This is a genomic window from Streptomyces sp. NPDC033177 (genome assembly GCF_055577715.1).
In genome coordinates, this window is sequence record NZ_JBVIPS010000014.1 from 38,206 (window position 1) to 57,246 (window position 19,041).

Sequence of the window (19,041 nt, forward strand, 5' to 3'; positions counted from 1 at the left end):
GCCACTGCTCATCTCGGTGGGCGAAGAGGTGCGAGAAAGCGGCTCGGCTCGCCGTGCCAGGTGATGGCGAGCGCGTCACGGGCGCGGGTCGCCGCGACGAAAAGAAGCGACCGGGCGCGGTGCAATTCTCGCCGGTGGCGGCTCGGATCCGTGTGCTCCCAGGCGTCGACAGAGGCCCGAGGTACAAGCCCCTCGGCTGCTCCGGCGATGATCAGGCAGCGGTATTCCAGTCCCTTGAAGCGGTACATGGTGCCGATGTGGACGCCCTGGTCACCCCGCGGCCCGTCCTGAGTGATCTCCGAAGGGGTAATCCCGCTTCGCACGAGACGGTCGGCGAGCTGGGTGACCATGTCGTTGGTCGGAACGCAGATCGCCATGGCCTCCCGGGGCACGTCGTGCCAGGCCCGCAACTGTTCGACAACGAGGTCCATCTCCTCGTCCCAGCTCCGTGCGCCGCGCAGCGATGGTTCCGTGCCGTGGAGGACCGAGCGGTAGCCGGCGAGCGTGTCGGTATCGCCGTCGAGGTCGTCGTAGTCGGCGTCGCCCAGTACCCGGATGGCGTCGCGCAGGATCTCCCGAGTCGTGCGGTAACTGAGGGTCAGCCGGGAGGATCTGCCGCGGATGTGGACGCCGAGGCTGCCGAGGGTGACCTGGTTGTCGTAGATGCGCTGGTGGGTGTCGCCGACGAGGAAAATGTCGTCGGGCTCGGACGGCACCATGGCGCGCAGCATCTTCCAGTGGGCGGCGCTGAGGTCCTGCGCTTCGTCGACCACGATGTGCCGGTACCGGTAGCGCAGCCAGGCCCCGGAGCCGGCCTCGACGTGGAGGTTGTGCAGGCCGCCCCGCTCCTCGCGTTCCTCCGCACGCCGGTCGATGCGGACCTTGCGGGCCATCTCCAGCCGCGCGGCCCGCTCGGCAACCTGACGGTGGGTCTCCAGGCCCTTGGTCTCGAGCCGCTGGGTGAAGCGCTCGGCCAGCTGCCAGATGCCGGCCCGTTCGGAGCGGGTGACGCTGCGGCCCCGCCCCGCGCGGCGGGCCTGGAAGTAGTCGCTCCGGGAGGACACGGCCTGGCCGAGGATGACTTGGTTCCACTCGTCGCTAAGAAACTCGGCGGTCCATCGGGTCTCCCCGGTCTCCACCAGCAGTTCCCGCCACTCGCGGAGGGCCGACGTGTCGTCGATCCGCCGCTTCGTGTTGCCCGGGTCGGCCTCGCTCACGATGCGGGTAGCCAGCTGGTCGACATGGGTGATGTCGACGCGTGCGAGGACGTCGGGTCCGCCGAGGGAGAGCAGCCGGGCCCGCAGGTCGGCGGCGAGGTTCCGGTTGAAGGTGGTGAGTAGGACGGGTTTGGTGTGGCCGGGGGGAAGTTGGCTCACCAGATGGCAGACGCGATGGAGGGCTACGATCGTCTTGCCGGTTCCCGGCCCGCCGCCGACCCGGGCGGGGCCGGAGTACCGCCGTCGGACCAGCTTCTCCTGGGTGGGGTGGAGGAAGATCTTCCAGCGGCCGAAGTCGCGCTCTTCCAGGATGCTTTGCAGGGATTCGTCGTCGGTGATCACTACGGTCTGGGAGCGGTCGAGAGCCGCCTGCCAGTCGTCGGCGTCGAGGTTCCGTTCGGGCTCGGCGACCGCGACGGGCGCGGTCACCTGTTCCATGACCTCTTCGTAAGGGATGCCGTCGCGCAGCCGGAGGAGGACCTCCCCGGTGTGGCGGGGCGCGTACTCGGCGAGGCCGAGCAGTTCATCGTCGGTGGTGAGCTTGCGGACGATGGGGATGAGGGGCTCGGTGACGCCGAGGTCCGCGAGCTGCCGGTCGGTGTAGGCACCGAAGAGCGGCTTCTCCGGCTGCGATCCGACCGGCTCGGGCGCGGGAGCGGAGGGCGGTGCAGACACCGGTGCGTGCGCGGCGGGCGATGTGAGGCCGCGGCGCAACAGGCTCTCCTCGACGACCTGGAGGTCGACGTACTCGATGGCGCCGGTGATGTGGTTAATGCCGTAGTTGAACCGGTCGAGGTTCTTGTGGACATGACTGCGGTGCTTGACTGAGACGAGCAGCCAGTCGTCACCGCCGAGGCGAATCATCAGCGCCCGCCACTCCCGGTTGACGCGCGCCGACCAGAGACGGTCGTGCCCCTCAAGCGGTTTCAGGTCGAATCCGCCGGCGGCGGGATTGCGGCGGAAGTCGTGCTGGAACTTGTAGAACGCCCCGAGGACCGCGCGGTCCAGTTTGACGATCTCCTTGTCCGCCTTGTCGAGCAGGCGCAGGGTCACGCCCGTCCGCGGCGTGCTGGTGACCGTCATCGCTCGTTCTCCCCGTGGTCGTTCGTGGTTCCGGCCGCGTCGCCCCGCACCAGGATGGCGAGTTCGTCGGCGTTCCATTCCGTGGCAGTGCGGACCTGCCAGCCCGCGTCGCGGTAGGCCGCGTCCCGTTGTTCCGCATCAATGTCCCGGCTGCTTCCCGAGTCCGGGCGGTGGGCGAGGACGACGCCCACGCTCCGTTCGGGCCAGGCAAGTTCGGCGGGCCAGGCGGCCGCTCCCAGCTCGTAGCCGGCCTCGGGGGCGGGCACGCCCCGGTCGGCCAGAGCGCGGGCGAGCGCGTCGAGCCCCGGATCCTCGACGAGGTACCCGATGACTTCGTCCCAGCCGGGATCACGGACGAGTGCGGCGGCCGCAGGCCCCTGCCGGTTCACCGACGGCTCGGGGGCCTCCGGCACCGGCGTGTGCGCGCGCCGCTGGGAGGTGAGCCATCCGGCTCCGCCGGTGACGGCCAGCTCGGCCGCATCGAATCCGGGCAGCATGCCGGTCGTGAGCTGGACCCCGTCCCCCTCCCCCGCGTCGAGGAACTGGAGCAGGTTGCTCCAGTAGAGCCACGCCTGCCAGCGCCTGCGATGGGCGGTCTCATCAGCCGCGACCGTGTCGGGGCTGTCGTCGAGGACGATCAGAGCCGTCCAGACCGCCCCGCTCTGCCCCCTGCGCAGATCGAGCGCGATGATGAGCGGGCATCCCGAGGCGTCCCGGGTCGCCATAACCTGGACGGCTCCCTGCCCTCCCGCCAGTCGTCGCCCGTGCAGCGCCTCGCTGATCCTGCGCCCGGTCTCCGCGCCGTCGGCCAGCGCCCGGCTGGTCGCCGAGACGGCCGCGAAGCCGGCGAGGGCGCTCTGGACGCGGCGCCGCCAGGCGTCCGGGTTCGGGTCGGTGAGGTATCCGATCAGCGTCTCGACCGGGTTGGCCCACACCAGGCGTGTCAGGTCCCGGGTGTCACCCGTGTGCATACGTCGGTGGACGTCCATGGCGGTCTTCTGCGCGGTGTTCGGGTACGGCTTCCAGACCGGGTCGGCCTGCGGCACGGAGTGTCCCGTCCAGGCCTGTACGTCGTCCCACGTGAGCTGGAAGACCTGCCACCCGTCGGCACGCAGCCGTGTGCGCTTCGCCGCGTCCTCCTCGGCGGTGAGGTGAACGGGGCTCGCATGGTAGCGGTAGCCGTCGAGGAAGACAGCCACTTTGCGGTCGTCCACGGTGCTGCGGAAGACCACGTCCGGCCGGGTGAAGCCGAGCGGTGTCTGGGTCTCCATCTCCCAGCCGCGGACGGTGCCGTCGGGTGCGGTGAAGCGCAGGCTGGTGTCCCTGGTGCCGTCGGCGGTGAGCGCGGTGCGGACGCTGACGTCGTCCACGCGGTCGGCCCATTCCAGCAGCCCGCGCCGGAAAAGGGCCTCCAGTTCGCTCTCCACCTGGTGCACGAGGGTGATGTCCCGGGTGGTGGCCACCGGTTCGGTGCTCCAGCGGTCCGCGGTGCGGCCGAACAGCTCTCCAAGCATGTCGAGGGCGTGCTCGCGGCTCACGAGCTCGTACTCGCCGTCGGTGACGTGGCGGAGCAGACAGCGGTGGCAGGCGGGCCGTCCCTGGCCCGCGCACACGCAGGTCTCGATCACCTGCCGGGCGTCCTCCAGAACGCCCCGCAAACCGTCGCGGCCGGCGAGGCGGTGCAGGTATCCGGTGCCGCCGGGCAGCGTGTCGTACAGGACGAGGAAGTGGCGGCGGAGCGGGCTGTCATCGCCTTCCTCGGGCATCGAGTCGGTGACGACCGCAAGGTGGTCGGGGTCGCCGCCGTAGCTGCGGGCGATTCCGGCGAGGAGCAGCGCCTTGAAGGACGCGAGCCGTTCCCTGGTGTGGGCGGTGACGGCGGGGATGAGGATGCGCAGGGCGTCGGTGCGCAGCTCGTGGGCGAGCAGCACCCGCTCTCCTCGCCGTCCGACGTCGGCTCCTGCTCGTCGCCGGGGGCACCAGGGCCGGTGGTACCGGGCATGGGCCGTCGCGTCGGAGGCGTCGTGGGCCGCGGGGCCGCCGTCCGGGTCGGCGAAGCCGCACGCGTCGCAGACCCAGAACGGGTTGAGACGGACCTCCTGCCCGGCGAAGGTCGAGTCGGTACCGCCGTCGACCCGGGTGGCTCCGACGTTGATGTGCCGGATCCGCGCCTGGCGGGTGAACTCCCATCCGAAGGTGGCGTGTTCGTGCTTCCATGCCTGTTCGATGTCGTGCGCGTCGATGTCTACGGCCGGGACGACGGTGTAGTGCCGTCTCTCGCGCTCGTCGCTGTCGTCGCGTACGCGAACGTCGTCGCGTTCGTCGCGGGAGGTGACGCGGCGCGGTACGAGGACCTTGTGCAGGCAGCCGATGTCGCCGATGGCCGCGGACCGGCAGCGGAGGCAGGGGGAGGCGTCCTGTTCGGCGCGGTGGGTGCGGACGTGGCCGCAGTCGGGGCAGACCCGCCACCAGAGCCAGGCAGGGCGTCCGGGGCTGCCGATGTCGAGGCCGGTGACGCGGTGCTTGTATCCCTGGACGTAGTAGTGGTTGCCGGGGGCGAACTCGGAGAGCGCGAGGCGGGCGGGACGGCTGTGGCGCAGAGTCTTGCTGTGGTTCGTGCGGGACTCGTCGGCGCCCTTTTCCGTCCAGGTGAGCGTGGCCTCCAGCTCGGTGGTCGAGTCGATCAGGCTGTAGTTCGGCAGCAGGCCGAGGTCGACGAGGGCCCCGTGGGCGGTGGTGCGGCTGATCTCCCGCGAGACGCGGGCCACGTCCCGGCGCTCGGCCCGCAGTTCGCGTCCCTGCCGCTCGTGATCGGGGTCGCCGGCGACGAGCAGTCCGTGGGCCCGGTCGATGGCCTCGGTCCGGCGCTGGAGGTCGGCGCGGCGGTCCTCCCAGCGTCGGCGTGCCGAGTCGAGAGCGGCGCCGAGTCCGTCCTCGCCGGGGTCGGTCGCGTAGGTGCCGAGGGTGGCACGGGCCTGGGGGCTGACTCCCGTGCCTCGGCTCTCGTCGTAGGGAGGGAACAGCTCCAGAAAGCCCTTCACGAGCCGTGTACCGGCGGCGAGCGCGGCTTCGGCGAACTCGGCCTGCCAGGCCGAGGCGCCGAAGAGTTCGGTGGCACGTCCGGGCAGGGGTTGCAGGCGTGCCCCGTCGGGAGCGGTCAGCCGTCCGGCTCCGACGAGGTCGAGGAGGTGGGCCAGGTACTGGCGTCGCAGGATCTCAGCGGCGGACAGGTAGCAGCCGGGGGGCAGGACCTCTCCGGCGATCATAAGCCGGGGGTCTTCGAGGAAGTAGCGGTCGCGCGGGCCGCGGTCGACCATCGTGAGCAGGTAGGCGTTGCCGGTGGAGCGCCCCGCACGGCCCACCCGCTGGATGTAGTTGGCCGGTCCCTTCGGCAGCGAGGCGAGGACGACGGCCGACAGGTCGCCGATGTCGATGCCGAGTTCGAGGGTCGGGGTGCAGGACAGCACCTGCGGGTTGGCGTAGTGGACGCGGGTGCCTTCGCGGAATGCCTTCTCCACCGCCTCCCGCTTGGCGCGGCTGAGGGTTCCAGTGTGCTCGGCGGTGTTGATGGTGAAGACGCCGGCCTCGCGGTACATGCGGCGGTAGAAGTCGTCCGTGAAGTCCCGCTGCCGCAGTCCGCTGTCCAGGTCGCGGCCGGTGCCGAGGGTGCCACCGCACCGGTAGCGGGGACACGGCTGCCCGTGCCACTGATCGGCGAGGTCGGGGTGGATGGTCTGTTCCCAGAAGCACCGGGGACAGTGCGCGGTGGCGTCGGGCAGCGTGTCGTCGGCGAGGCCGCGAACCTGGATGTGGCCGGGCTGGAGTCCGTAGACGCGGGTGGTGCCGTCGAGCGCCGTGCGTGCGGACACGACGCCCGTGTCGGCGAGCGCGGGCAGTAGCCGGGTCAGGAAGATACCGGCCGCCTCAGGGCGCAGTCCGAGGGCACGTACGGCCCAGTCCTGGTACCAGCCGAGCCGGCCGGTGAGGACGTCGAAGTCCTCGCTGCCCTGTTTGGGGGCGCCGAGCAGGAAGGCGGGGGCGGAGACCCCGCGGGGGAAGGCGGGCATGCCGGTCTCGCGCCCGCCCCAGATCGCCCACCGGCGCACCCCGGCCTGGTCGAGCCAGGGGTCCAGCCAGGCGTGCCGGACAGCGCCCCGGATCCGCATCCGTTCGAGCAGGCCCCGGACGAATCCGGTGTACTGATCGGGTCCGGGCGCCGAGCCGTCGGGCAGCGCGATCTCCCCGGGGGTGGTGAGGAGGATCTCCCGTACGAGGTCGGCCACGGCGTCGGGGTCCTGAAGGGGCACGTCGGCGGCGACGGTGCGGGTGAGTTCCAGGGTGCGGCCCTGCCGGGAGCGGAGGCCGAATTCCATGACGGTGGCGAACGCCAGGCGCTGCGCGATCAGTTCCCAGGTGGGGCGAGACCCTTGACTGCGTCCGGAGAGCAGTGTGTCCACACCCCGGACGAGGTGGAGATCCGGCGGGATGACGGCGGCCTGCACGGCCTTGCTGTCGACGACGTCCGCGATGAGGTCGGCGGCGAGGTCGTTCAGGGCGACCGGCTCGTCCTCGCCAATGCGGCTGGCGAGCAGGGAACGCAGGGAGAAGGTGTACGAGCGGCTGGCGACGTATCCGGCGCGGTGAGCGGCGTCCTGAACGGAGTCGTTGAAGAGGAGGGTCTTGTCCTCTCCCACATTCTTGTCCAGTTCGCCGCCGGTGAAGAGCTGGGTGACGGCGGCGGCGGCGAGCGCGGCGAGGCCGGTGCCGAGGTAGCGGATGGAGTTGAAGGTGCGGCAGGCCGGGCACTGGTCGCGTTCGGCGGCCCGGTCACCGTCGAGGTCGGCGTGGACGAAGGCAGCGTTGTGCAGAGGCTTGGGCCTGCTCGTTCCCTCACCCTCCTCGGGGGCAGTGAGGTCCGTTTCGGGCGCCAGCGGCCGGAGCCGTCCTCCCATGCCTTCCAGAACCATGACGGCAGGTCCGCCACGCCGGCGGTCCGGGCCGGCGGCGAAGGCGGCCTCGTGCACCTCCCGGGGGGTCGCGGCGATCATGTTGCGCACCCGGCGCTTGTCGCGGCCGACGGAGGCCCGACGGATCTTCGTGGCGTTCAGGTCGAGGTGGGCGGGGTCGACCTCCGGCGAGTACGCGGCCCAGCCGGAGCGTCCGCATTCGCGGCAGAACACGGCGGGCAGGAAGACCTGGGCCGGCGGCGACGCGCTGTCGTCGGCCGGGGCGGGAGCCTGCCCGGCGGCGTCAGGCGGCACGGATGGGCCCTCCCCGTCGTACGGCGACGGCCTGCCACTGGAGATCCGGCCCGCACGTGCCAGCGCGCCGCCGGAGGTCACTCGTTCGTCGTCCCAGCGGAACTCGGCGCGTGCCGCGCTGATGCCGCGCAGCACGCGGGAGACCGAGCGAACCCAGTGGTGGATCTCGATGGACAGCAGGGGCCGCCCGGGGTGCTCCGGGTCGCGGGCGTACGAGAGAAGGGCGAGGTAGCGGGAGAGAGCCCGGGCGGCGAGGGCCGGCCGCCGCTGTACGTCCATGCCCCAGTGGTAGGCGTAGCGGGGCAGCACCTCGGTGATCTCGGCGAGGGTCCTGGGGGTGCCGTCGAGGATTTCCAGGACGGCGGAGGTGAGCCGGTGGCGGCGCAGGACGTCCCCGAGCTCCTCGGGGGTGGGTCCGCTCAGGCCAGTGAAAGCCGCGATGAGGTCGTCCATGACGCCCGGGTCGCGGGTGGGGTCTCCGAGGGCGTCGACCTCCTGGGGCGAGGGGAAAGGCAGGGAGAAGTCGCTCTCGCCGGTGAAGCCCTTTGCCGAGCGCCGGTCCTCGCCGACGACCGCGTCGGGCGGGAACGGCACACCGAAGACCTGCTCGGCGACCTCCAGCATGCCGGGCCGCCCGGCCTCGCCCCGCCTGGCCGCCGCGGAACCGCTGTCGTCGGGACCGCTCTCGCCGAGGGTGGCGGAGGTGGCGACCGGGCAGACGGGCCCCAGGGGTCGGCCGGGTTCGGCCAGGCCGGTGACCGATCCAAGGCGGCGCAGCAGCATCGCGACGTCGGTGCCCTGGGCTCCGTCGTAGGTGTGAAACTCGTCGAGCACGACATACGCGAGCGGGGAGTCGTCCTGCCACAGCCGCTGGTCCTCGGGCCGCTGGAGGAGCAGGTCAAGCATCTTGTAATTGGTGATCAGGATGTCGGGCCTGGTGCGGCGGATCTCGTCCCGGTCGACGGCGATCGCGGGGTTGGCCTGCTTGAACTCCTGAGACGGCGTGTCACCGATGTAGAGCGCAGCCTGCACGCCGACGTCGCGCAGCCGGGTGTCCTTCCTGTCGTCGAGACGCTTGCCGATCCGGTGGGCCTGGTCGGTGGCGAGGGCGTTCATGGGGTAGAGCAGGATCGCCTTGACGCCCTCCCGGCCGGCCTCGCGCTCCCGGAGGCAGTGGTCGAGGATCGGAACCAGGAACGACTCGGTCTTGCCCGATCCGGTTCCGGTGGTGACCAGGGTGGGCCGCGCCGGGCCGTGCAGGGTGGACAGCCGCTTCCAGGCGCGCTCCTGGTGGCGGTACGGGATGAGGTCGGGGTGCCAGGCCAGGTGCCGCTTCCAGTCCTCACCCTCGGCAGTCCTGAACGGCGTGCGGACGCGGAGGTAGGGGCCGCGGAAGATGCCGTCCTCGGCGTCGCCGAGGAAGCCCTCCAGGGCACGGCGGGTGGACTCGTCGGCCAACGCGTACGTCGTCGCGAGGTACTGGCTCAGACTGGCCCGTACCTGGTCGGCGGCGAGAGTGGGACGCACGCGCGGTTCCTCCTTGGGGCGGATGGTGCTGGTGGAGCCGGTCAGTGGCCTACGTTAGCCGGGGCGGTGGGGCGGGTTCCGCCTCGGATCACCTGTTGCCGAGTTTCCGACCGACGTACGCGATGCGCAGGGTGCGCTCCTCGTGGACCAGCCGGAAGTGCACGCGGCCCGGCATGCGCCCCTGCTCCGGCAGGAACTCGCTGTGCCAGTCGAAGAGCCGGTTCTCGCCGTCGGTGTCGGTGAACCAGCACAGCTTCCGGCGCATCTCGAACTCGGTGCGAACGTAGGAACGCCACTGGGGCGCCATCGGGTGCCGCTCGGGGTCCCAGTCGCTGACCGCGTCCTGAAGCTCCCCGAGCCGCTCGCCGACCGGGCGGACCCACGTCTCGGACAACTCGGCGAAGTGACGCTCAGCATCTGGCGTGAACTGGACGAGGGGGAAGAGGTCAGGACATCGTGCCCAGAGCTCAGTGCCTGACCGCAGACCTTCGACGACCTTCTGCCTGGCGGTGTTCGCCCCGCGCTCGATCCACTGCAGATGGGTGTCGACGTGCTGGGTGCGGGCCGCATGCCGGACCTCGACCTCGGTGGAGACGGAACCGGTGTCCTCGCCGTCAGCGAGCCGTTCCTGGATCAGCGTGATCCGGTCGGTGTTCCAGCGGGCTTCCAGCGGCAGGGAGATCCCGACACCGCCCAGCAGATGTGCGTAACCCAGCCCTTCCACGGTCTCACCGTCGTACTCGTACCCGACGTCGGAGAACGTCTCTCCTTCGGGGAAGACCGTCCGGTACGGCGACCTGTCGTCGAGTCGCTTCAGCCTCAGCCTCAGGACCTCGTCGGTGCCCGGCGCTCCCATCCACTTGCCGATGGGGTGGCCGGGAGCGAGCTCTAACGCCAGCAGACTGTCGGCCTGGGTGATCAGCGCTGTGCCCTGCCGGTCGGCAGCAGCGACGGCGAGTACGGCCTTGACCATCTCGGTCATGGCGTGGTTGACCCGGTTCGGGTCCGCCGTCGTCCCACAGGATTTCTCGTTCAGGAACAGCTGCGGCACGTCTTCCCCTCCGCGATGATGTGTGCACCTGTTTCCGGCCCCCTGGCGGATCTCAGGCGATGAGTTGGTCGAGCGTGTTCTCCAGCTCGTCGAAGAACCCGGTGGGCCACTGGTCGATCCGACCGTCCGCGTTGACCCGCGGGGTGACGACCTCCGCGCCCGTTCCGTTGCCGCGGAAGTAGTGGAGCACCACCTGTTCCGGGGCGACGCGCCCCTGCTTCACCGCGAGCCGCACTCCGTTGAGCACATGGTCACTGTGCGTCTCCGTGATCACCTGCGCGCCCTGCGCGGCGGCGGAGGCGGCGAGCATGGCCATTCGGGTCTGCCCCTGCGGGTGCAGGTGCGCCTCCGGGTTCTCCAGGAGGATCAGAGTGCCGGGACGGGCGCTCAGACAGGCCACTACGACGGGCAGGACATAGGTGAGGCCGAAGCCGACGTTGCTGGGGCGACGGCGCTTGGTGGCGCCCAGCGTGCCCTGGAATCCGTACGAGAGGCTGACGGCGTCGGTGCCCTTGATGGCCTCGGCCTGGACGTCGACTCCGGGACACAGGTCGCCCAGCCAGGCGACGGTCTGGTCGATGAGCCGGTCGGAGGCGGCGTTCGGGTGGCGGAGCGGACCCTCGGGAACGACGTCGTCGGCGTGGTGCCGCAGGAAGTTGACCGTGTGCTCGCCGCGTACGCCGAGGAAGCCTCGGCCGATGGCCACCTGGTGGTCGCGTGGGTAGAACTCGGCGGGCGAGATGCGGTCGGCGTGCAGGTACTGGAAGGGGGCGGTGAAGAACGCCGGGGTCACGGCCACGGGACCGGCCGGCCGCTCCTGTCCGCCCTCGGAGGTGTCGGGAAGTTCGGCGTCGACGAGCGGCAGGAGGTTCTGTTCACGCTCGGCGGCACCGGTCCACCCGTACCGGTAGGGCCCCTCGTCCACGGTGAAGCCGACTCGTTCCTCGTCCCCCGTGAAGTCCTCGTGGAGGACGTCGTCTCCGGTACCGAGGCCGACGAGTTCGCCGTTGAGGAGGAAGCCCTTGTCGGCGATGTCCGTGGGGCGTCCGGCCCGGTGCTCCTCGTCCGTGAGCGAGGAGAGTGCCAGGTCGCCGGACTCGTAGGACTGCCGGAGGAGGGCGAGCGCCTGGAGGACGCTGCTCTTGCCGGACGAGTTGAGTCCGGTGAGGAGGGTGAGCGGGCCGAGGGGGATCTCCGTGTGCCGGAACGCCTTGTAGTTGTGCAGCGTCAGTCGGTCGATCACTGTTCGGCCACCCCTCGGAACAGTCGTGCCACTTCCTGGAATCGGGTGCGGATCTTCGCCGGGTCCCCGGTGCTCGCGGAGATCGACCGGTTGAATTCCCAGTCGTTCATGAGCTCGAAGAAGCGGTCGTGCACCTTCGCCCGCGACGCTACCAGCCTGTTCCGCTCGTGATCGTCGAGTAGCGCGAGATGCACGGAGATCGTCTCGAAGAGAGCCTTGTTGACTGCGGGAGAACTGCGCTTCCCGCCACGCCACTTGCGGAAAGCGTGTTCACCGAAGAGGTCCCGTGCGCACCGCATGGCCGTCCTGAACTCCCGTGCCCGCTCCTCTCGCCGCTCCTCGGTGAACGCGTTGATCCGGTACATGGCGTCGATGAGGAACTTGTCGAAGTCCTTCTCGGTGTGCGCGGCCGGATTGGTGTCGCGGAAGGCGAGGAAGCGCAGCACCATCTCGCGGTCGGCCATCCGTTCGTCGGACACGCTCCACCGGGTGGCCTCACCGAAGGCCGGGTCCTCGGCCAGGTCGGCGAGAAAGCTCCGGACGGGCCCGCTCACCAGTGCGTGTCGCAGTTCCTGCGGCTTCAGCGGCATGCCACCGGTGTTGATCCGTGAGAAGACGTTGTACTTGACCTCCTCCGGGGTGCCCTGCTGCATGATGTGGACGGTGATCTGGGTCTCGCGCAGTCGCAGCCTCAACCGTCCGCTGAGGTCCTGGTACGTCTTGCCGTCGAGCTGCCAGAGATAGTCCATGCCCCGAAGGACCAGCGGTCCCAGGTCGGTTAGTTCGGGCTTCATGAACCGGGCGAGAGCGGTGAGCCGCTGGACGCCGTCGACGACGGCCCACGTGTCCTCGTCGCCGTACGCCATGTGGAAGTTGGAGATCGGGATGCGGAGCAGCAGCGACTCGATCAGTCGGCTCTGCGCACGGTCGCTCCAGATGCCGGAGCGGCGCTGGAAGTCCGGTGCGAGATCGAGCAGGCCCTGCTCCAGTCGGGACAGCAGCAGTTCCGGGGTGGTGATCTGGGTCTGGATCTTGATGTTCTCAGGCCGGAACGGAGCGGAAATACCGTCCTCGTCCCGGTAGTCGCCCCGCCCCTCGTCCTCGTCGTCGGCGGGGAGCTCCAGCTCGACACCGGTCGGGCGGCCGTCGGAGCCGATCTCGAGCGGCGAGCCCAAGGGCAGGAGGAGCGAGTCCGGCTGGTCGACGTCCTCCGCCATGGCGAAGCCCCGGGGTGCCGGCGGCCGGCCCCCTCCGGCGCCGTCGGCGCTGTCCTCCAGGTCCGTCATGGTCCCCGCTGCCCTCCGCCGCTGCCTGATGCCGTGTCCGGCAAGCCTATAGAGGGCGTCGTGGCCTGTCAGCGCGACGTCCGGGGCATCAGCCGGGCAGGTCGAGCTCGGCGACGACCGTCTTGCCGACGGGGACGCGGTCGAACACGTCCCCAGCGGCCGGCGAGCGCCTCCACGAGGAGCAGGCCCCGGCCGGTCTCCGCGAGCGGCGGAGGCGCGGGGCGGGCCGCGCCGGGGGCAGGAAGGCGCCGCTCGCTCCGGGTGTCGGAAACCTCGATGCGTAGGGTCGGGCCGAGGAGCTTGACGGCAAGTTCGAAGTCCCGGCCGGGGACGCGGCCGTGTGTGACGGCGTTGGCGGCGAGTTCGGCGACGAGGAGGGCGGCGGTGTCGGACGCCGGGCTGCCGTGTGGCACGCCCCAGGTGTCGAGCTGGTGCAGAGCGAGCCGGCGAGCGAGGCGGGCACCGCGCGGGGCGGAGCTGAAACGCTGGGTGAACACACGTACGGTGGCGGGTGCTGGGTGGGCGGCGGGAGTGGGCGGTGCTGTCATGCACCCAAAGTGCCGCGAGGAGCGCTATGAGCACGTCCGAACTGGCCTGGTTCAAGATCAGTTACAGCGGCTCGCAGGGTGCCGACTGCATCGAGTGGCCATGGGCACGCAGGCGATCCACGTCCGGGACTCCAAGGACCAGCGGAGACCCGAACTCGCCCTCTCCCCCACCGCGTGGAACGACTTCGTCACGTATGCCGCCCAAGCCTAAGCCTCACGCAAGTGCCCCGCGCCGGACGAGTCCGGCGCGGGGCACCGTCGTTCACGTCGTGGGAGGCGCCCACTCCCCCTTGTCGATGGCCTCCTTGAGCCTCGCGGAGAAGTACGCGTGCGCCGCACGCATCTCTTCTTCGCGGTTCGCCTTGTAGAAGGGGGCGGTGTAGCCCTCGGGGGGCTCGGGCCGCTCCTTCTTCTGGTAGGCGAGGAAGTGCTCGTAGTGCTCCTTGGTCTGGCCGTGCCCATGAGCGTACGGGTCCTGCGCCAACTGCCGTCCCTTGGCGTCGAACCACATCCGTGCCTCGCGGTCCGAAAGAATCGCGTAGTGAGCCTTGTGGATTGCGATCAGCTCGTCGGCACTCATGCCGAGCCACACCGCTACCAGGGCGTCGATCTCCACGAGGGCGGCGCGGCGCTCGTACTCAGTGCGGAGCGGGGTGCCGTATTCCCAGGTCTTCTGGATTCCGTCGGCGAGGGGCGCCAGGTCAGGCCATTCCACTGCCCAATCCTCGTAGCCCGGCCACGTCATGTCGTACAACTCGGCCCAGAGCGGCGCGTAGGCATCGGTAAGGCAGTTGAGCCGTAGGGTGCGGAGGAGGAGAGGGCCGGAAAGGGGGTGGGCGGGATTGGCATAGGGCATCTTCCTCGCCTCAGTAACCTGTAGGTGCGAGCGACCAGTGATACGAAGCAGGTAGTCAAACGGCAAGGACGCCCAGAAGCCGGCGTTGAGCGCGGTGGTCCGGTTATCCTCCAGAGCCATGGAGTGGACCGTATGAACATGTGCTGGACCGGGCGGCATGACACATGCAAAGAGGCTTCTCTCCGTATGGAACGGAATCATGACACGCCACGCCAGCCGATAGAACCTGGTGTATGGCCGGAAGAGCCACGACTTCTGACGCACCGGCTCCCGCTGGCCTTCTACGTCCAGCTTCAGTTCTCCCTCGCCCAGAATTCTACTGCGCGACTCCCGCTCCTCGGCGCTTGACTGCCAATCACTTTCGGGCAGCGCTCGATCCAGCCATCGTTCTTGCTCATCTTCGTACCTCCACGGCGAACATGTCTCAGGCCTTACATAGTTCGTCCGCGGAATGGCGTCCGAGGCGAGTGTGGTCAAATCAAAGGCAATCCAGTCCTGATTCTTCCGGCACGGAATCTTTGGTTGCTTGTTAAATGGGGTGGCGATATTGATGTGTGGACCTTGAATGACTAGTTCACCCAACGAGGTTGGTTGAGATGTAGACCATGCGATGAACCCGTCTTTCTTACCGTTCGCTTCGTCAAATCCCCGCGTAATCCGTGGGTCTGCGCCCTCCACGCGATCTACGACCCCAGAAAGCGCTGCGATGGCCCCCTGCTCCTCAGTCGTAACCGGCTGAAGCAAGGCGGCCTGCCGGGCCGCTCCTTCTGTGTCGCCGGTGAGTTTTTGCCACTGCGCGAGGGTACTCAGGTCAACCCGAACCACCCGAGCTGCGTGAGGGCAAAGGTCCCACTCTCCATCGCACTTGGTCCCAGGGATCTCTCCGGCACCATCGTGATCCAAGGAAGCGATGACAGGTTCCACGCCGAAAAGCCGACTCAAGTTATCAAACTCGATATGTTCCTGCGGCCTCCCATAGATATGAATACCGAACGCCATGTTACGTTGGGCCTCGAATGCCCAGTTGGCGACATTAACAAAGCTGGCATGAAGCCTCAGTCGCGGATAGGTAGCCTCTCGAATCCGACCCTCCTTGGTGCCCCCCAAGTGCGTGTCGGGATGGATAAGCCCGATGGTGCCGCCGGACCCAAGGTTTCCCCACGTCCGAGCCATGAAGGCCCGGTAGAGATTGGGCTGCGTCCCTGCGAGTACGGGATAGGTCACTGCCGAACTCAGCCACTCGGAAACGCCTGTGGTCAATGTCATTTCCCTCAGGAAATAGTGCGCTGCCGCTTCTTGATCCAGGGCAGCCGCCTTACGCTCGCGCCACAACGCAACGCTCGGCTTCTCGACCAGCTTGAACCACGGATCAAGCTCGGCCAGAACCGTGTCTTCCTCCCACCTCGGCCTGACCCACGGCGGATTCCCCACCTGAAGGTCGAACCCGCCCCCCGGCCCCCGGAACACGTGCGCGAAGTGCAGTTCCCAGTGGAAGAAGCCGTGGCCGTCCTCCGCCTTTATGTCCTTCTCCGTCGTCCCCGCGATGTCCTCGACCGTGTTCAACCACGGGTAACGGAAAGGCAGTTGCGTCGCCGGACGCATGCCGAGGAAGCCCTCCAGGCGGTCCTCCACGTCGGCAAGGAGTTCCAGAGCCTCGTCCGGCCCGAGGTTCTCGATGCCCGAGAGCAGCGACTGCTCTGGCATGTCGACCTTGCCCAGCAGGCTCTCCAGGAAGTCCAGCCAGTCCCCGAGGCTCTGGAGCGGGACCGTCGCCCGCTCCGGCGCGCGGTTGGCGGCCTTGCGGGCGGCCGGGGCGCTCCGCCTGGACGCGCCGGAGCCCAGACCCTCGCCCAGTTCCTCCTGTTCCCCGTCCAGGTCGTCGAACAGGCCGGCCGTCCGCCACAGCTGGTCCCCGGGCGCGGGACCGGACGGCAGCTCAACCGGCGTGCCCGACGCGACCGGGGCGGCAGGCTCCACCGCCCCGCCGCCCAGTATCGCCGGCACCGAAGACTCGTCGACGAGCGCGCCGCCAGTGCCGTACACCGGGTCCGTGCCATCGAGTTCACCGACTCGGTCCAGCGGCCAGAACCACAGCGCGCACCAGGCGTCCATGACGGTCTTCAACCGCCAGTACGGCGTGCCGTGCCGGGTCAGGTCGTCGAGGACCTTCTGCTTGTCCTCCGCCTCCGTGGACTGCTCCAGCCAGTCCGCACCCCACACGTCGACGCGGCGGGACACCGCCCGTTCGGAGAGTTCGAGGCGGGTCGCGACCAGCGACCACAGGAACTCGGCGCGCCGGGCCACGCCCTGGAGACGACCCTGCTCGGTCTTGTCGGCGGCCTTGCGCCAGCGGTCGTAGCGATTCTGACGGGCCTCGTCGGTCTCGTCGCCGCGCTCCTGGAACGGCCTCGGCGCCTTCGGGGCCTTCTGGACGCCCTTGCGCCACTGGCCCAGCGCCTTGGCCTCGTCCTCGGCGAGCTTCTTCGCCTCTGACTCGCCGGCGACCGCGCCCCATCCGGTCGCGGGCAGCAGGAACTGATGCACCGCGCCCTCGGGCAGTGGCCCGTCACGGAACGGCAGGTCCTTCGGCGGGAGGGTGTTCTTCTTGGCCAACCAGCCGCCGCCTGGGAGAACGTCCGCCTGGTAGACCTTGCGGCCCGCGCCGATGAGCGAGTTGCCGCGCCGCAGGTGGAGACCGAACCAGGGCGCCCGCATGCCGGGATGCATGGAGTTGAGCCAGAGGGAGACCTCGGCGAGCTCGACCGCCGTGGCGTTGAGGTCCACACCGTAGGCGTTGTGCAGGGCGATGTATGCCTTGGCCTTCTGGAGCTCGATCTGCCGCAGTTCGGGGTCCACTCGGCGGCCCAGCTCGCGTTCACGGCGCCGCAGGTACTCGGCGGCCACCTGGTCGATGGCCTCGTTGAGGAACGCGCCCGAGCCTAGGGCCGGTTCACAGATCTTCCACTCCAAGAGTTCCTTCGCCGGGGTGGTGGTGCCGTCCTGGTCGAGGCGGTGCCTGAGAGCGAGTTCGACCGTGACCTCGGTGAGGGACTTGGGTGTGTAGTAGGAGGCGGAGGTCTGACGGTCGCGGCCTGCCAGGCGGTAGACGAACGAGTCCTTAGGGTGGGGCACCCGCTCCAGGCGGCCCGTCTCCTCGTTCGTCCGTTTGACGAAGAGGGCGTCGTCGTAGTCCCCAGTGCGGACACGGGATTCGGGGACCATCCAGCTGCCGCCCGACGGGTCGCCGCCCTTGGCGACCTCGTACAGCTTCTCTTCCGCGATGAAGCCGGTGTAGGACATCAGGCCCTCGTACACCGCGCCGAGCTGGTTGATACCGAGCTGGGCGTACGAGATGAAGCCGCCGCGCTCCCGCCCCTTGCCCCTGGTGAGCATCAGGCGGCGCAGCACCTTGTGCAGGGTCTCGTTGCGCAGCCGGGTGTCCAGGAAGGGGCGGCGCTTCTCGCCCTCTCCGCCCTCGTACGCCGGGTTCTCGATCTGGTCGTCAGAGATGAGCCGGACGGCCTCCTTGGTGAACAGCTCGGAGTGCAGGGCTTCGAAGCGCAGGCCCGCGCTCGTGCTACGGGCGGCGGCGCGGCGGGCACGGTCGGCCTCGCGGACCCGCTCGGTGTACTCGGCCTGGGTGATCTCGCCGTCGGCGAGCAGCCTCGCCGCCTCGTTCTCGGCCTCCGTCGCCTCGCGGGCCGCCGCCTCCGCCGCGAGGTCCTCGGGTTCGGTGCCGTAGCGGCGGTGGCCCTTCTCGACCTTCTTGAAGAGCAGGTCGAGCGACTCATACAGGTGGAAGCCTTTCCGCGAGCGCTCGCCGACGAGGTCGCGCAGGACGAGGTCGCCGAGGCGCTGGAGTCCGTAGCCCTGCTCGTACTCGGGGTAGTCGGAGGGCAGGATGCCGAGGGCGGGGCTGGCCTCGGCGTAGAGGAGGAAAAGGATGCGGTACAGGTAGCGCAGCGACTCGCGGCTGAGTTCCTTGGCGAGGCGGGCCGGATCGTCCAGGTCTGCGGGGGTGACGCCGTTCTCCGGTTCGCGCAGGCGGTCCAGGACCTCGTTGGCGATCCACTCGACGCTCAGGCGCAGGCCCTCGCGGAGTTCGGTCGAGACGCCGACGGCGTGCTTCGAGGACCGGTCGAGGAAGGCGGCGAGCGGCGCAGTGCCGCCCTCGGCGGGGACGCGCAGCGCGTCGGCGCCGAACAGCGCCGCCAGCATGTCGAGTTCGCCGCCGTGGCGGTCGTCGCGGCGGTGCAGGGCCGCGTCCAGGTCGGCGGACAGATAGCGGCCTTCGGGCCAGGCGAGGCGGTCGGCGAGGACCGCGACGCCGCCGACGAGCAGCAGGACGTGGCGCGGAGGTGTGTCGCAGGTGAAGAGGAAGTCGGTGAGCGCCTTCGCGTCCAGCAGATCCGGCGCCGACGTCTCCGTCTCCACCGGGTGGAGCAGGCGGCCGGCGCCGTCCGGGTCGAGAGCGGCGTCGGGTTCGGTGGTCCAGCCGCAGGCGACCGCATACAGGCCGGGTTCGGCGTGGAGCACCTGGACTACGTACTCGCGGTCGGCGCGGTGGACGGCCACAGTCTGCTCGTGGGCATCGGCGTAGCCAAGGGCGCGCAGGGTGTCGACGTGGCTCTCGGTGTAGCGCTTCCGCCATCCTTCGGGTGCGAGCGTGTCGGGCGCGGCGAGCGCCGCCGCGTCCTCGGCGAGCGCGGCGCGGCCCGCGAAGTAGGGGCCGTACAGGGCGCGCAGGCTCTCGCGGGGGGTGCGGACGCGCGGCGGTACGGAGTCGGGGCCGAGGCCCTGGCGGGCGGCGTCGGCGACGGCATCGGCGTGGCGGCGGCGTTCGGCTTCCTCGAAGGCCGCCCAGCGGGTGAGGAGGCCGTCCTTCGCCTTGAGGTCCTTGGGAAGGACCTCGGCGAGGTAGTGCGGCGAGAGGTAGTCGCCATGGTTGACCAGCGAGTCGTACGTCACG

6 protein-coding genes and 2 pseudogenes are annotated in these 19,041 nt (G+C 69.6%); 1 reads left to right on the forward strand and 7 read right to left on the reverse strand.

What is annotated here, in order from left to right; genetic code table 11:
• Positions 1-8 precede the first annotated feature (8 nt).
• From ACZ5U5_RS38105 to ACZ5U5_RS38130, 6 genes and pseudogenes are all read right to left on the reverse strand, one after another.
• A complete protein-coding gene (locus tag ACZ5U5_RS38105; protein ID WP_469031068.1) occupies positions 9-2,300 on the reverse strand; it encodes a UvrD-helicase domain-containing protein in 2,292 nt (763 codons plus the stop codon).
• Positions 2,297-9,088, reverse strand: coding sequence for a DEAD/DEAH box helicase (locus ACZ5U5_RS38110; RefSeq protein WP_469031069.1), 6,792 nt, complete (start codon positions 9,086-9,088; stop codon positions 2,297-2,299). The genes ACZ5U5_RS38105 and ACZ5U5_RS38110 overlap by 4 nt, the downstream gene beginning before the upstream one ends.
• An 88-nt stretch (positions 9,089-9,176) precedes the next feature.
• Entirely contained in the window at positions 9,177-10,139 is a 963-nt protein-coding gene (locus tag ACZ5U5_RS38115; RefSeq protein ID WP_469031071.1) for a hypothetical protein, read from the reverse strand.
• Between the two features lie 52 nt (positions 10,140-10,191).
• On the reverse strand, positions 10,192-11,382 hold the full coding sequence (locus ACZ5U5_RS38120; RefSeq protein ID WP_469031072.1) for an AAA family ATPase: 1,191 nt from the start codon (positions 11,380-11,382) through the stop codon (positions 10,192-10,194).
• A complete protein-coding gene (locus tag ACZ5U5_RS38125) occupies positions 11,379-12,668 on the reverse strand; it encodes a DUF262 domain-containing protein (RefSeq protein WP_469031074.1) in 1,290 nt (429 codons plus the stop codon). Before ACZ5U5_RS38125 ends, ACZ5U5_RS38120 begins: the two co-directional genes overlap by 4 nt.
• Before the next feature lie 88 nt (positions 12,669-12,756).
• Positions 12,757-13,216, reverse strand: a pseudogene (locus ACZ5U5_RS38130) (ATP-binding protein).
• A gap of 26 nt (positions 13,217-13,242) precedes the next feature.
• Between ACZ5U5_RS38130 and ACZ5U5_RS38135 the strand changes: the two are divergent.
• Positions 13,243-13,427: pseudogene (locus ACZ5U5_RS38135) on the forward strand (DUF397 domain-containing protein).
• A 51-nt stretch (positions 13,428-13,478) separates the two neighbouring features.
• Here ACZ5U5_RS38135 and ACZ5U5_RS38140 read toward each other — a convergent pair.
• Positions 13,479-19,040, reverse strand: coding sequence for a DNA methyltransferase family protein (locus ACZ5U5_RS38140; protein WP_469031076.1), 5,562 nt, complete (start codon positions 19,038-19,040; stop codon positions 13,479-13,481).
• Position 19,041 lies beyond the last annotated feature (1 nt).